Annotated in this window: 13 protein-coding genes; 6 read left to right on the top strand and 7 right to left on the bottom strand. The window is 55.9% G+C overall.

Going from position 1 to position 13,927, the window contains the following annotated elements; translation table 11 throughout:
- The first annotated feature begins 18 nt into the window (after window positions 1–18).
- Window positions 19–2,922 carry a hypothetical protein gene (locus tag EDE05_RS27065; RefSeq protein ID WP_208325234.1) on the top strand — a complete coding sequence of 968 codons (2,904 nt, stop codon included), beginning with the start codon at window positions 19–21 and terminating at the stop codon, window positions 2,920–2,922.
- Here EDE05_RS27065 and EDE05_RS23880 read toward each other — a convergent pair whose 3' ends face one another.
- Window positions 2,923–5,472, bottom strand: a complete 2,550-nt coding sequence (locus EDE05_RS23880) for a glycosyltransferase family A protein (protein ID WP_134103001.1) — start codon at window positions 5,470–5,472, stop codon at window positions 2,923–2,925.
- Between the two features lie 173 nt (window positions 5,473–5,645).
- Between EDE05_RS23880 and EDE05_RS23875 the strand changes: the two genes are divergently transcribed.
- Window positions 5,646–7,382 carry a hypothetical protein gene (locus EDE05_RS23875; protein ID WP_134102998.1) on the top strand — a complete coding sequence of 579 codons (1,737 nt, stop codon included), beginning with the start codon at window positions 5,646–5,648 and terminating at the stop codon, window positions 7,380–7,382.
- 3 nt (window positions 7,383–7,385) lie between these two features.
- Here the strand turns inward: EDE05_RS23875 and EDE05_RS23870 are convergent, their stop codons facing one another.
- From EDE05_RS23870 to EDE05_RS23860, 3 genes are all read right to left on the bottom strand, one after another.
- On the bottom strand, window positions 7,386–8,036 hold the full coding sequence (locus EDE05_RS23870; protein ID WP_112803124.1) for a class I SAM-dependent methyltransferase: 651 nt from the start codon (window positions 8,034–8,036) through the stop codon (window positions 7,386–7,388).
- A gap of 127 nt (window positions 8,037–8,163) precedes the next feature.
- Window positions 8,164–9,033 carry an FkbM family methyltransferase gene (locus EDE05_RS23865; protein ID WP_134102995.1) on the bottom strand — a complete coding sequence of 290 codons (870 nt, stop codon included), beginning with the start codon at window positions 9,031–9,033 and terminating at the stop codon, window positions 8,164–8,166.
- 43 nt (window positions 9,034–9,076) lie between these two features.
- The gene (locus tag EDE05_RS23860) at window positions 9,077–9,358 is read right to left on the bottom strand and encodes a hypothetical protein (protein WP_132412465.1); all 282 of its coding nucleotides are present in this window, start codon (window positions 9,356–9,358) and stop codon (window positions 9,077–9,079) included.
- 81 nt (window positions 9,359–9,439) lie between these two features.
- Between EDE05_RS23860 and EDE05_RS23855 the strand changes: the two genes are divergently transcribed.
- Together EDE05_RS23855 and EDE05_RS23850 are read left to right on the top strand one after the other, a co-directional pair.
- Entirely contained in the window at window positions 9,440–10,123 is a 684-nt protein-coding gene (locus EDE05_RS23855; RefSeq protein ID WP_134102992.1) for a lysozyme, read from the top strand.
- Entirely contained in the window at window positions 10,123–10,371 is a 249-nt protein-coding gene (locus tag EDE05_RS23850) for a hypothetical protein (RefSeq protein WP_132412461.1), read from the top strand. The genes EDE05_RS23855 and EDE05_RS23850 overlap by 1 nt, the downstream gene beginning before the upstream one ends.
- Before the next feature lie 212 nt (window positions 10,372–10,583).
- On the opposite strand, the gene EDE05_RS23845 is transcribed toward EDE05_RS23850, so the two are convergent.
- Entirely contained in the window at window positions 10,584–11,891 is a 1,308-nt protein-coding gene (locus EDE05_RS23845) for a calcium-binding protein (protein ID WP_132412459.1), read from the bottom strand.
- Window positions 11,892–12,218: 327 nt separating this feature from the next.
- Between EDE05_RS23845 and EDE05_RS23840 the strand changes: the two genes are divergently transcribed.
- Both EDE05_RS23840 and EDE05_RS23835 read left to right on the top strand, forming a co-directional pair.
- Window positions 12,219–12,671 (top strand): hypothetical protein, encoded by a 453-nt coding sequence (locus EDE05_RS23840; protein WP_132412457.1) that lies wholly within the window; start codon window positions 12,219–12,221, stop codon window positions 12,669–12,671.
- A complete protein-coding gene (locus tag EDE05_RS23835) occupies window positions 12,655–12,987 on the top strand; it encodes a hypothetical protein (protein ID WP_132412455.1) in 333 nt (110 codons plus the stop codon). Before EDE05_RS23840 ends, EDE05_RS23835 begins: the two co-directional genes overlap by 17 nt.
- A gap of 61 nt (window positions 12,988–13,048) precedes the next feature.
- Here EDE05_RS23835 and EDE05_RS23830 read toward each other — a convergent pair whose 3' ends face one another.
- Together EDE05_RS23830 and EDE05_RS26980 are read right to left on the bottom strand one after the other, a co-directional pair.
- Window positions 13,049–13,348 carry a hypothetical protein gene (locus tag EDE05_RS23830; protein WP_132412453.1) on the bottom strand — a complete coding sequence of 100 codons (300 nt, stop codon included), beginning with the start codon at window positions 13,346–13,348 and terminating at the stop codon, window positions 13,049–13,051.
- Window positions 13,345–13,581, bottom strand: a complete 237-nt coding sequence (locus tag EDE05_RS26980) for a hypothetical protein (protein ID WP_166675499.1) — start codon at window positions 13,579–13,581, stop codon at window positions 13,345–13,347. Before EDE05_RS26980 ends, EDE05_RS23830 begins: the two co-directional genes overlap by 4 nt.
- Between the last annotated feature and the right edge of the window lie 346 nt (window positions 13,582–13,927).

Genomic DNA, 13,927 nt, shown 5'->3' with positions numbered 1-13,927 from the left:
CATTGAGGAAAGACCTGAATGAGCATTTTCACGAAGCTGGCTCAGCTCATCTTTGCGCCTGTCGACGAGAACGGAACCCCGCGATCTGTCAATAATCAAGATGTGCAGGTTTGGGGAACCGAGGTTGAGAGGCTTGTCGACTTGTTTGTCGCTGGCGGCAGCTTGATCTACTCCACCAGGGCTGCACTATTCGCCGACCTAGCTCATGCCGCGAACTCCATGGCATGGGTACTTGGAGACTCGACGGCTGCATATAATGGAATCTACGGCAAGGTCGGCGCCTCTGGATCTGGATCATGGGCAAGGCGCGGCGACCTGCCGTTCTCCTTTATTGTAGCAACAGACGCCGGCGCGGGAACCCCCAACGCGATCCAAGCGACCACCGCGATTCCAGTATCGGCGTCCTCGCTGATCTGGATGAACATCGCCGACACGAATACGGCGTCGCCGGTTACGGTTTCCTTCAATGGCGGGTCCGCGCTTACCATCAAGGCAAACGGCGGGAATGACGTCGTGGCTGGCGGGCTGGTATCTGGCATGATTGTGCTTGGTATGGTCTCCGGAACCACGTTCAGATTGCTGAGCGACCAGGCAAGCACAGCCATCCTGGCAGCGGCAGAAGCAGCGCTAGCTGCCGCCGAGGCACTGGTGCAGGCGGCTGCCTATTATCCGTCTCGCAGCGCGGCTATCGCCGCTACTGTTCCGGAGATTGTGGAAACCCTTTGGGTTAAAGCGCAAAACGGTATGCTGTTAAACTACCGTAGCGTGCCCGGCGTCACACTTAATCCTGCCTTGACGACGAACGGTGGGACGCGCGCCTGGCTGCCGGCGGTGACGCCGCATGCGCCGGACTTTTGGGCGGATAACGTCACACCTGGCACGACGGACATGCTGGCGGCAATCTCGAACGCGATGCTGCATGGACCGACCAAAATGTGGCCTGCGACGACATATGCGATTAGCGCCGAGCTCCCGTTTGCAGATGGATATCACCTCGAGGGGGCTGGCGGGTATTGGAAGCGCCGCACGGGCTATGACTACGCGACCGATCCTGAAGGTGCGTCCGTTATCAAGTATATCGGCGCAACCGGAGATAATACTTGTGCCGTTCGTATTTCCCAGACTGCTGTAGGGGTTGCCGGCAGTGACTTCGCAGGCCCTGAAACGGATGATCTGGTTAATGTCGTCGCAAAAAACTTCCACATCGATGCCAACGGCGCGGACTTTGGCTGCTATATCTATCGGGCTGGCAACCAGTCGAATATTGATGGGATAACTGTTGAGGGTGCCGCGTATAGTGGTCATACCCACCTAGGCTGCTTCGCCGCGTTTTTCGGGGTATTCGCTGCTTACGAATGCCAGAATATGGGCGCGATCATTGGCTATGATATCTTCGGTTGGGGCGGCGGCGAGAGCCCCAACTTTGCTTACAATTCGACTTTCCACGTCGCAAACAACGGGCAAGGCGGAGCCTTCGTCGAGAACAGCACGACGTCTCAACCGGCCGTCTCCGGAAGGCAGACGTTGCCGTATGATCTATATGGCTGCGGCGCTCTTATACGGATAGGGCGCGGGAGCCGGGTCAATATATCCTCGGAGAGCAACCTCGGCAGAGCATACTATGGTGAGAGCATTGTCGTCGGCGGTGCGGATGGCGGCCCAACAGTTATCATACCGGAATACATCGAAGGAAATTCGGCTGGCCCTCTTCTTGTCCAGTCCGATTCCGACGGTGGGCTCGTGGTCAAGGATGGGTTCTTCCATCCTGGCAACGGCGGCTCGCTTGCCAAGCAGACAATCAAGATCGAAGGCCGGAACAACAGCAACGTAGCAACGACCGACGCCGGTTCAAACCTTCCCGATCAGTGGATACTGCTCGAAAATCTGAAGGGGTTGTTTGAGGTCAATTCCAACACTGACAAGTACCGGGTGGAGAATTGCCAATACGACATCACGTTTTCATCGCGTCGGCCAACCGAACCTTTTGTCGAACGCCAGAACGAGATGATCAATGGTGATTTCTCGGTGTGGCAGCGTGGGGCTGGCCCGTTCTCCGCAGATGGATACACGGCGGATCGATGGTATGCAGGCTTTCAGGGAGGGACTGGTACTGTCAGCCAGGAGGCTATCACGGTTGGGTCTCTGGAGGGATTTGACGCTCCCAGCCCCGAATATTGCCTCAATATGACGATGACCGTCGGCGCGGCCAATGCTGGCATGACATGGCGAGCTGCAGACGTCCGCAAGTATGCGGGTCGGCGGATTATCGTTTCGTTCTGGGGCGCAGTAGATGCGCTCAAAAGCATCCGGGTTGATGCCACCCAGAATTTCGGCTCAGGCGGCAGCACTGCCGTTACCACTGTTGGCCTTAGCGACCCGAGTGTATCGACAACCTTCCGACGCCATTCGGTTGCGATCGATCTACCATCCATCTCGGGGAAGACTATCGGGACGGATAGCTACCTGGGCATTCGCTTTCGCTATCAGGGGTCGGGGACATTCACTCTCAAGCTTGCTGCCGTTAAGATCGAGATGGCTGCTTGGGGGCCGTCGTTGTACCGGCAGAAACCAAAGTCGGAAGAGTTTGCGGCCTGCTCCGCCTACTTCAACCGTCTTGTCTCCGGCATTGACCTTCATACAGGTTTTGCAGGTCAGGCCATCAGCGCGACGGCGCCCGTTTACAGTATCCGCTTTCCTCGGATGAGGAAGACCCCCACATTGTCGGTATCCAGCGCCGCGCATTTCTCGGCACTTGGGTCAACAGGGGCGGACATCGCTTTGAGCGCTCTCTCGCTCTCACAGGCAAACGATCAAAGCGGTCGTCTTGTTGGGACAGTAGCCGCGGGCCTGACTGCCGGCAATGCAACGCTTCTCCGGTCAACAAACGCCTCCGCAACCTTGGACCTAGTAGCGGAGGTATAATCACCCGTGCTTTCGCTTCGCCAGTTCCATCACGCTATGGAAGTGCGAAAGCAGCGCGTTGTCGGGCGAAATGTTTGCGGAAGCCCGGTCGATAGCCTCTTTGACTGACGGTTCGGTTTCCACGAGAGATAGAGCGTTCTTCCCGTCAGTCAGGAGGTGCGAGGCGAGGGAAGTCAAGAATATGACATCCTTCTTCTTGTCCCTGGCAATCCTTCTGATGAAGTCGGGAGCGGTTTCATTGGCGTGGTTGTTTACGGCTTGCATGATGCGCTCCATTGCGTGGTAGGATCTACCACCCATTGAAAGCAATTTTTCCTCTGCCGTAAAGGGATCGGGGAAAAGTGGCTCGTTGTCTATCCGGACTTGGGTGAACGACGCGGTATGCTCGTCGAGAACTTGAAGATTAGCCCGGAATGCCGAAAGGATTGCGGGGTCCGGCTCGTCTCCAAGATGATCGTTGAGGGCACGGGCACAACGAACTATGGCGCCTTCGCCAAGGGGACCGGAATGGTGATCGAGGAAAGCAGGTCCTCGGTCGGCAGCCATCTCGTGCAATCTCCACCAATCGGCAAGCTGTTCCTTCAGGGCCGGTTTGTCGAGCGCCAGGGTATAAGCGCTCATTGGATCGGCTTGGAACTTGTCGACTTTCTCCCCGTGGGGGTTGAAGTAGATAACGCCAATATCGCGAGCAAGGCATTCCAGAACGCCGGAGGCAAATCGCTGGACCGAAACGTCGCAACGCTCCATTGCGTCGTAGAAGTTTTCGGACGTGACATATTCAGGGAAGAGGTTTCCGGTGTCGCCCGGGTGTCGAGATATGATAGGCGTCATGCCAAGTTCAAGGACAGCCTCAACGGCTTCCGTCAGCCAACGGTCGCGATGCTCGACCAGAACGCCATAGGAAAAATTGCAGTTGATGAGGACGCGAGGCGTTACGTCCTTTGACCATTCGCGTTTCGGCTTAAGCCGGAGAGATTCCATCCGGGGAACGCCGACAGAGGCGATGATTGCCGTGTGGTCCTCGAAGTACTTCTTGTCGAAGTCTCCGGGCAGCAGGACGATGTCGCTCGTCTTGTAGGCATAGCGCTTCCAGTGAACGTCGGCGTCGTCGTAGTCCTGGATTCCCTCGACAATCGCGATTGTGCGGATACCTGAAGCCTTTGCCGCTATGATGATAGGCCGAGTGACCGGATCCCAATCGTTGAATGTGACAATAGCGCGGGGCTTGTAGCGGCCGAGAACGAACTCGCTCAAGGTAATCAGCTCTACGCCATGTTCGGCGGCAGCGGCGCGCACCTTTCCATCGCGCCATTCTGCAGAGATATCGACTGTAATAAAATCGATGCCCATTTCTTTCAGAGCATTTCCGATAAGGGAGATAGTCCAGACGTGATAGGCAGAATGGGGGATGAATGCGATCTGATGGGCCTGCATACCGGAAAACCACGGACGATCCTTAGAAGGATCGCCATAGACGGTCCCGGTACCAACAATGTTGCTTTCTAACTGGCTCCCCTTGGCGTCGGTTATCTTGGCAACAAGGCGAGCCGCCATGTCACGGTCGTCAGGGTTGATAGGTCCGCTCGTTGATCTTTGGCGTTGGATACCACGGTGGAGTATGCCCTCCAGGTGGGTTTCCGAATGGGTGAGAAGGTGAATATCTGGGATTTCGCGGCGGACCAGACTTACAAGCGTCTCATCCGTTTCCGGGTGATCGCTGGCGAGGTTCATGCCGACGAACTCCATCGTCCGGTTAATTTTGCGCTGCTGCGACGTGTAGGCGCTTAGCGGCTTAGCCATCCTGTATCTGGTGGACCAGTCTAGTTGATCTTCCGCCAACGGCTTTTCAGCGCTGTTGATGATAGCTAGGGAGAGATCAAGGTGGGCAAGGGGCTGCTGTCTTACCATGCTACCGGCCCGTCTCCTGTAGGTCACGGACGAGAACCGAGTGGGCGCAAAAATATAACCGGCGCGCAGGATTCGAAGCCATAGGTCAAAGTCTTCGGCCTGCTTCAAGCCATGATTGAAGCCTCCTGCCATGCGAAGGATATCGCGGCGGATCATGGGCTGGTTTGCGTTAAACGGGCAGTGTCCGCTGGAGCCGACGAAGGTGACGTAATCGAGAGACTGAGCCTTGCTTTCCGGGGCAACTTTAAGCGTCTCCTCGATCGAGACGCTTCCGCAGTAGGAGCCGATGAACCTGTCACCTGTCCGTTGACCCCATCGGCAGGTGGCCAGGCGAACTTCAAGGCTGTTCTTCATCATTAGATCGTCAGCATCGAGAAAGGCGACAAACTCTCCTCTGGCAGCGCGGAGTCCGGTGTTTCGAGCGCCAGAGAGGCCGACATTCATCTTGTGGCGGATCAGCCGGAACCGAGGGTCTGAGAAGTGTTTTTTGGCTTGGGTGATGGAATCATCGGTCGAGCAGTCATCAACCACAATGCATTCGAAATTCTTGAAGGTCTGAGCAGCAATAGAGGCTAGCGTCCACTCCAAGAAATGGCCGGAGTTATAAGACGGCACGACAACCGAGACTTCCGGATTATCCATTGATCACCCCACGTTCACCATAGAAAGGCGGGTTACGGATAGGGCATGTGACGGTGGCGATGCAACTCAAATGATGTATGGGCATCTCAATTCTTCGATTTGATGCACCCGAGAGGGCTCCCTCAGGGCTGACTTTTTCTCTAAGGTCCGCTCGGATCACAAGGGAACTGGGGATGAGTTCATTTAAAAGAAGGGCGCTTCTTCAAGCATTCGGCGCCTCGGCGGCGGCTGTTCCAGCCGCTTCGCAGCCCGTAATGATGTCTTCCGAGCAGGTGACGGCTGACGGCGGAACTTATCTGCGCTTTCTGTCGAGCAAGCTAGGAGATGCGCTTACTGCCGAAGATTTTGGGGTGCAGAAGGGGGTAGCGAGAGATCAATCGGCGGCCTTAAACTCAATGTTCGGTGCTGCGGAAGATGTTGTGGGCCAGGCCGCAAACAATGGCCTGCAATTGGCGAAGTTCACAATCGATCTCGGCAGCGGGTCTATCCATTTGGAACAGCCTGTGAACCCTATACCTTTCGGGATAACAATCGCGGGCCGCGGGCCAGCTCACACCCGTTTCGAGTGCCACGGCGACTTCTATGCCTTCGATGTCCAGGAATTTGAAAGCGACGGTACCACCCGGCGATATCACAACGGCATGTGGTTCCGAGACTTTACTGTTATATCCCGCGATCCGTCCAACCGGACCTCGGCATTCAGGCTTCGGAATCTTATCCGCAACAGTGGGCTTGAGCGCGTCTTGCATCAGGGCTGCAAAACCGGTTTTGACATTGATTGGAGTTGGACATTTCAACTAGCCAACTGTGGAGGACAAGGCGGGACCGGCGAAGGTGCTGCTGTGATGAGCCTAACTGACAACCACATCTACCTCGGGAAAAATAATGGAGCAATTCACGTCATCGGTGGGCGCTTCGACGTTTTCGAGGAAAATGGGATCCACGCTGTCGGCTCAGATACCCTCGAGCTTTTTGTCAGAGGCGACGCAACTTTTCAGTTTGGCAAGAAAGGTGGGATCAAAGTTCGATCGGCGCGCACGGTTGATATCGATGGGGCGTTCCTCGAAGGGAATTGCATCGGCAACCCGTCGGAATACTATCTCGACCTCAACGGCTCCGCGTCACCCCTCGCACAGTGCCGCGTTCGCGCGACAGCAATAAACAACAGGGGCGACCGAAACCGCGACGGACTCGGCATAGCGCGAATTGATGGCTTCGAGACGGTCCAATTTGAGGAACGGTGGTCGCGAAACGGAGTGAAAGACCTTCCGATAATTGGCCCAAATGTTACCCGGGCGAAGGTCTTCCTTCAGACATCGGCACAAATGACCTCTGCCGAATTGCTGCATCTCGCCGGCCCAAAGGCCGCGGAGGCTTCTGCGGAGATCAACAGTCCGGCCCGACCGATGCAGTTCTATGGAAGAGTGATCAACGGAAAGAATCTCTCCCAGGCCGGGACAGCGTCATTTGGGCGACAAGGGGAGGCGTCGGTAATGCTGGGTGCCGCAGGGGGCGAGGCCATAATCCAGGGGCATGATGGCAATGCAAAGAGGACATTGAGCTTGCAGGGGGGCGCTGGAGGCTTGGTTTGCCTGTCTGGCATTCAGAAGAGGTTAACCCACACATCGTCAAGCTACACGCCCAGCGATGCGATATCGACAGCCGTTCTAGATACTAAGTCTGGCGGTCTCCTCGTCAGGATGGATCTTGCCAAGTTCGTTTTCCCCGTCGGGTATGAATTGGAGGTTCTTAAACCGTCTGAACTGAACGATGTTGTGTTTGTCCCGCCGGACCCGACAGACGAAATCAACGGCATACAAGGCATGAAGAGCGTTTCAGAGCCCGGGCGCTATGTGATGACGAAGATTTCGACTATCGCTTGGATGCTAACGCATCAGTATCTCGCGTAGGGGTTAGAGCGGCTGAGACATGATTGAAATGCAGTCGTGACGGTTGCGGAAAGGTTGGGCTACAACGGTAAGGCCAGCCTCGGCCGCAAACCCAGCCATCTTTTCGGGCGTCATGTCTGTGCGATGTCCAGAGTCCGCTGGGCCGCTCCCACTGTGATCGATCCACAGGATGCCGCCGGGCCTCAATCTCTTGGAAAATTGAAGAACGTACCCTCTGATGATCTCAGGATGCATATGGACGGCGCTGTCGAAGCACGCGATCAGTTCGTAATCGTCGCGATCGAGCATTTCGACGCTCTGACCGTCGTTCAAGAAGAACCGCATAGGAACAGGATAGTATTTAAATCGCTCGCGACAAACGTCCAGGCACGCTTGGTTCATGTCGAGTAGATCCATTGTGGACGCGTACCGAATAAGCTCTGCCGTAAACCGCCCGCCGCCAGGGGAAAGTTCGAGGATTGCGAGGTCGCGGCGCCCGCCCAAATGTGGGCGGAGAAGGTCGTCTGCTATATCAGCGATGTGGCCGATAGTCTGCTGAGCCCCGCCGCCCCAGCGATAACCAAATTGGTCTTTGCCGGTCCAGTTTTCTGCTTTACCCCAACGGTTCCGATTGAACTCGAGGTTCTTTTCCTTGTCGCTGATCGACTCTTGCATAAGGCTCTCTTTTCGACATGCCGTTACTATCGGCGCATACAAACATAGGTCGGAACTCGAGTCGAGTAGCCCGATCGGGTTCTCTAACGCGGGTAGCTAGCCCCTCGAATGTTTAGGAAGGGAGGTTTCAACGTCTCCAAAGATTGCGCCAAAAGCCTGAGCTGTTAGCTTGGTATCCGCGCTTTTCTGGGTTCGGCAGGACGTAAAGATCTACCCACCCCTTGCCATTCAATACGAGCTTTCGGACATACGAGACGAAATCCTCTTCACTTCCCGCCTTGAGAGGAGGTCCGATCAATTCGGCTAATGAGGAACAGTTCCAGCGCTGCCGACCAGGGCTTTCATGCACCGCGTAGTTTGCTGTCAGGTCGCGGAGGAACGTGACCGGGTCGGTGCCTTGGCTGTCCATCCACTGGGGCGCGAATTCGGTCTTGATGAACCACTTCTTGTGCGAGGAAAGGAACCTCCGACCACCGGCGAACACTCGTTCCTCCCATCCTTGGGTGTCAATTTTGATGTAAACGCCGCTGTCAGCGTCGACGTCCTTTGTCAGCATATCGAGTGTGACAACATCCGTTTCTACGATCGACCAGCCGGGCTGGGCTATCACGCGGCTATCCTGGGAGGCTTTTTCGTTGACGCCGAATTTAGTCTTTTGAGCCTCGCCGTCCGAAACAATGGCGGAATAAAATCTGTCGTACCTAAGGCCATTGGCTACGAAATTGTCTGCAATGAAATCCGCCAACCATGGGATTGGCTCAATCAGCGTAAGCTTGCTCGATGGAAAGGCCCGCCGCATCAGCATGCCTGTGTATCCGTAATTTGCCCCAACATCGATGCAGACCTTTGGGTCGACCGTCTCTCGCAAGACCGCGTAGAACGGGCTGTAATATTCCTCGGAATGGCCTCTTTGGTAATAGTGTGTGCCTCCGGCGTCACCTTTCCGGAACATCAAAGTTACATCGCCAATTTCGACACTTGCACGTTCTTCGGTCATTCGGGGGAGTCCTTTAAGCGACGGCCAAGATTTTTTGGTGCTTCTACAGACGCTTGATCATTGCGCCGGCGGCTGTATAGACCTGCTCGACAGTCGCACGTATCTGTCCGACGATCATAGGGTCCGTAAAGGCGGGCTCTCCTTGGTCAACCTGTCGACTGACCGATTCGAACATCTTTTGGAAAAATGCTTTCGGGTTCTCTTGGGAAGCCGCCGAGACGAATATTTGCTGCTTCATCAGGTATTGAAGCGCGATGTTTTGAGCCTGCAGCTCCGCAATCCGTTCTGCCAATAAATCAATCGCCTGCCTGGTCTGGTCGTCCATTTCGTTTCCTCTTCAGGGACGGATGCTGCGGCCTCGCGTAGCGAAAATCAATCCCAACCGCCACCACAAAAGGAAAACACCATGAACCGACGCATCAACGCGGAGGGGCTTTCGCACATCAAAAAGTTCGAAGGCCTACGGACCCGCGCCTATCGTGATGTCGCCAACATCCTGACGATCGGCTACGGCCACACCTCTGCAGCCGGCGCTCCGGAGGTACGTGACGGAATGACCATTTCGGAGACCCAGGCGGAGCAGATCCTTCAGTCCGATCTTCGGAAGTTCGAGGATCGGGTTTCCCGCCTCGTGAAGGTGCCGCTATCCGACAACCAGTTCGCGACGCTCGTCTCCTTCGATTTCAACACTGGCGCGCTCCACAAGTCCACGCTCCTCAAGAAGCTGAACAAGGGCGACTACAATTCCGTGCCGGTCGAGTTGATGAAGTGGGTCAATGCCGGCGGCAAGAAGGTCAAGGGCCTGGTCAACCGTCGCGCCGCGGAAGCTGGTCTTTGGGCAAAGGGCGAGTTTGTCTCGTCCAACTTCGTCGATGCTGAAAAGCGGGTTCCGAACAAGGAAGTCGCAGCGATCGGCGGCGGTGGTGCGGCTGCGACGGCCACGACGGCCGCTCCGGTTATACCGGATGTCCTCGATGCTGTCTCGGGTCAGCAGTACGAGCTTTCCAGTGGGGACTGGATCCGCATCACGATTGCGGCAGTGATCCTGGGGCTGACGATCTGGGGAATCTACCAGAAGGTCAAGAACTGATGTTCGGCCTCACATCATGGCTCAAGATCGGCCTTGGCGCCCTCGCGGGCGCCACGTTGGCCTTCGCTGCCGGTTATCTCAGTGGGCGCTCTGACGGCAAGGAAAGCGTCCTTGCCGATCTCAAAGACGACCGGATCACAATCCTCGAAGATGGGAAGAAGATCGATGCGGAAGCACTTACTGCTGACGATCCCGGCCTTTGCGCTCTGCTTGGCGGGTGCGAGCTGCCAGACAACAGCGCTGACTAAGCCCTGCGACGTGCTGGTGCCGATCGACCCGAAGCCGGCGACGAACAGCTATCTCGTGGCAAATGACCGCGAGACAGCCGTCTCGATTGCGCGCCACCGTGGACGGGTCCAGCAATACAATTGCAGAGCCCGCTGATGCCGATGCTCATCAAGCTGGGAGACTGTGTGACTACCTCTTTATCGAGCTACGCGGCGCGGCGACGAGTTGCTCGTCAGTAGATAAAGAAGTCGGCCGATGTCAGGGATAAACCGGGATCTACCCTTGCAAAGAGCACACGTGCTGCGCTGCCAGTGCCGTCGCTGTCATAATAGAGGCCACCCCCGTCGGTGTCGTAAATGATGCGGTCATCGGCATCATGCGCAGTACCGGCGGTACTAAAATGGAACTGAGCGGCGGTCATGACGCCAGTTCCCACTAATGCCGTAAAGGCGGCGTTGTCCAACCTAATCGTATCTTCAGCCACGGAGTAATCGAGAATGTTGTCGACGTTGGTTGAGGCATTTAGAGCTGTACTGAAGTAAAAGGAGTCGAGCCCCCCTCCGCCTATCAAGTCATCATTCCCGGCTCTGCCATTGATTAGGTCGTTTCCACCCTCACCTCGTAGGATGTTGCGGGCAGTGCTACCGTTCAATATGTCAGCAAAATCGGTTGCCCGGACGCCTTCGATCGAAGTTAGCGTATCAGTCTTTCCAAAGCCGTCTCGCGCAACGCCGCTTTGAAGGTCGACGTTTACCCCGCTATCGCCACCCCTTCGAACATCGCGGTGATAACGAACGACATCGAAGCCACCTCCGCCATTGATCCGGTCGGCTCCGCCAAGACCCATGAAATCCTCATTTAGGGAAGACCCCGTGAAAGTGTCCGCAAATTGGGTGCCGCGAAAACTCTCAATGCTCGTGAAGGTCTCGGCGTTGCCGAACTGATCAGTCGCCGTCCCATTAGCAGCATTCACGATTACGCCACGGAGCGCGTTTGGGCTCGAATAGGCGTCGTCGAAACTTAGTTGGTCAATGCCGCTGCCACCGTCGTAGGTGTCCCGACCCTCGCCGCCAACGAGGAAGTCATCGCCTGCGCCTCCGTTCAGCGTGTCGTTCCCGGCGAATCCATAGACATCGTCGCTACCGGAACTTCCGTTCACCGTGTCGTTTGTCTTCATCAGCCATTGTTGGAAATTCCAGCCGTTGAACGATTCGGCGGCCGCCTGGAAGTCTGGAAGGCTCAAAGACAGACCGGTCAGGTTATCTATGACGGCACCGCCACTTGTTCGGGTCTGTACAGACGTTACCGTGCCTCCGGTAGCATTGCCTTGTGCGTCGAAGGTGAAACTGCTCCCGATGACGCGGAACTCAATCCCATTGCTAAATTTGTAGACCATCAAGGTCGCGCTTCGACTTACCAGCGTGGCTTCATCAAAATTGATTAGCTCGCCCATCGTTGGCATGTAATCGATACCCGCGATCGCGGGAGTATACTGGTAGGGATAAATGCCCCCGGGGAAGCTTTTTGTAAGTGTTGCCATAACGAGTCTCTCCTATCCGCGGTTATCATTACGTTCTTCGCCCCCTCGCGCAACTAAGTACTAAGGTGTAGGTCGCTACCATCGGCGTGCCCTGGGACTTCATCAACAAATACGGTGGAGAGACAGATCAATCTGGACAGTGCATCGCCTTAACAACGATTGCGAGGTCAGGGCATCCCCGCCGCTCCGCAGCCGCACCCATGCGTCCCGGCCCAAGGCCGATCGGGATGCTCCTCACATACCATGTTGTGTCTCTACAGCGGCGGCAGATCATGGAGGGGAGAATACCGCAATCGACCCCAAATTAAATCATCAAGGAAACACCAGATGACTGACGGTTATCTCGGGCCAGGCATCTGGATAAGGATCCAGCATCGCTTTGGCCCGCGCATGATGGAGTGGTTCATGGCCGGGCATTTGATCCTGTTCGGCTCGATCCTGCTCCTGCCAACCGAAACGTTCAATCAACCGGCATGGGCATCGTTCCGTGACTTGTTCCGATCTGAGGACCTTCTCGGATGGATCATGTTTTGGGTAGGTATCCTCCGCCTGGTGGGTCTCATCGTCAACGGAGCAAGAAAAAAGGTCACACCGCAAATCAGACAGATATCAGCCGGGGTTGGCTGTGTTATCTGGGCAGGCATCTCATATGGATTCGCTTCCTCTGATGTCGTCTCGACATGGCTCGCCATCTATCCGCTTTTTGCGCTTGGCGAGCTGGTCAATATTCACCGTGCGGCACACGACGAGGGGGAAATCAGGAATGGATCAACTCGCTAATCTCCCGGCTCCTGCGCTGATCACGTTTGGAGCCGTTCTGGCAGTCATTTTCGCCGTCCGGTACTTGGGGCTATGGCAGGGGCAGAAAACCTCACCATCGTCGTCGCCTGCGTCGGCACAGGTAGCCGCGGTCATCGTCGATCCTACTGCTCTCAACAAAGCAACAGCAGCCGTAGAGGCGCATACAGCGGCCATGCATCGAGCCATCGATGTTGAGGAGCGCCGGACTAGGGCAACCGAAACCATGGCGATCGAGCTCGACCGCATCCGGGAGGAGTTACGCATCCACCGGGAGATAAGGCGCGCCGATCGATAACGCCGCATCTCTCTAGCCTCGCCCTGTGCCCTTATCCGGGTGCAGGGCGCCTTCTTGCGTTTCAGTCCAGGCCATTCTTCTTTTTCATTGCGTCCCAATATTCCTCGGCGGTGCGCGCCGCTTCGGCCGCCGTCGGCGCATACCCTCTGTTCGGCATGATTGGTTGGCCGCTCCATCCCTTCGGATAGCTGCCCGACCACTGCCACTGACCTTTTTTCAAGGTCTCCTGGTCCAGCCGAATCCTCCCCGCATATTGCTCGCCGTCGTACGCTGAATAATCCTCCAGCAGCTTTCCGTCCAAGCCGCGATCCCCCGGCCATGTCCTCATCCAGCGGTATTTCTTTTGCCAGTCGCCGGTCATTCCAGCCTTCGCTTCATCGCCTTCAAAAGAGCATCAAGCTCCGCGTTTTTGACGTTCGCCAGCATGAGATTGTCCGCGACCTCGATGATGGCTGCCAGCGTCTCCGCCGCGGTCCATCCGGCGGCTTTGGCTGCTTCGATCACATCTTGCAATGGAAGCTCCACCGCCATCTGACATAGCAGGTTACGGTTTTCGTCGTTTGGATCTTCTGGCGCGGCAGGAATGTCGATCATCTCGCCGACATAGAGCGGTGGCCCATGATGGGAAGATTAGAGATTATTATCGAATTGATAGAGGTTATGCCGATCTGCCACCACAAAACCGGCTGGACACTTCTTCGAAAAGATAAATGATTGCGTTGAACGCCGACGTGTCCAGAAATTCAATAAGCTATTGAAGCCAAAAACTTCAGGTACGCCGGCACGGGGCACCATGCCAAAACTGCCTCACAGTTCCGGAGCTGTGGGACACCCGATGCAGAAAGCATAATCTTTTCAGTGGATATGAATTTGTCCCACGGTGCCGCAAGAGATTGAAAATTCTCAGTTGTTTGTCACCTCTTCTGGGCACCATTCCATT

The organism is Neorhizobium sp. R1-B (assembly GCF_004368875.1).
In the GTDB taxonomy this organism is placed as follows: domain Bacteria; phylum Pseudomonadota; class Alphaproteobacteria; order Rhizobiales; family Rhizobiaceae; genus Neorhizobium; species Neorhizobium huautlense.
The sequence above is the reverse complement of the archived record's forward strand: the minus strand, read 5'-3'. Positions and strand labels throughout refer to the sequence as shown.

Excerpts from the sequence above, each read along its gene's own strand:
- EDE05_RS23875 (WP_134102998.1), top strand. The coding sequence starts at position 5,646 with ATGAGTTCATTTAAAAGAAGGGCGCTTCTTCAAGCATTCGGCGCCTCG.
- EDE05_RS23855 (WP_134102992.1), top strand. The coding sequence starts at position 9,440 with ATGAACCGACGCATCAACGCGGAGGGGCTTTCGCACATCAAAAAGTTC.
- EDE05_RS27065 (WP_208325234.1), top strand. The coding sequence starts at position 19 with ATGAGCATTTTCACGAAGCTGGCTCAGCTCATCTTTGCGCCTGTCGAC.
- EDE05_RS23865 (WP_134102995.1), bottom strand. The coding sequence starts at position 9,033 with ATGACCGAAGAACGTGCAAGTGTCGAAATTGGCGATGTAACTTTGATG.
- EDE05_RS23845 (WP_132412459.1), bottom strand. The coding sequence starts at position 11,891 with ATGGCAACACTTACAAAAAGCTTCCCCGGGGGCATTTATCCCTACCAG.
- EDE05_RS23860 (WP_132412465.1), bottom strand. The coding sequence starts at position 9,358 with ATGGACGACCAGACCAGGCAGGCGATTGATTTATTGGCAGAACGGATT.
- EDE05_RS26980 (WP_166675499.1), bottom strand. The coding sequence starts at position 13,581 with ATGATCGACATTCCTGCCGCGCCAGAAGATCCAAACGACGAAAACCGT.
- EDE05_RS23850 (WP_132412461.1), top strand. The coding sequence starts at position 10,123 with ATGTTCGGCCTCACATCATGGCTCAAGATCGGCCTTGGCGCCCTCGCG.
- EDE05_RS23840 (WP_132412457.1), top strand. The coding sequence starts at position 12,219 with ATGACTGACGGTTATCTCGGGCCAGGCATCTGGATAAGGATCCAGCAT.
- EDE05_RS23870 (WP_112803124.1), bottom strand. The coding sequence starts at position 8,036 with ATGCAAGAGTCGATCAGCGACAAGGAAAAGAACCTCGAGTTCAATCGG.
- EDE05_RS23880 (WP_134103001.1), bottom strand. The coding sequence starts at position 5,472 with ATGGATAATCCGGAAGTCTCGGTTGTCGTGCCGTCTTATAACTCCGGC.
- EDE05_RS23835 (WP_132412455.1), top strand. The coding sequence starts at position 12,655 with ATGGATCAACTCGCTAATCTCCCGGCTCCTGCGCTGATCACGTTTGGA.
- EDE05_RS23830 (WP_132412453.1), bottom strand. The coding sequence starts at position 13,348 with ATGACCGGCGACTGGCAAAAGAAATACCGCTGGATGAGGACATGGCCG.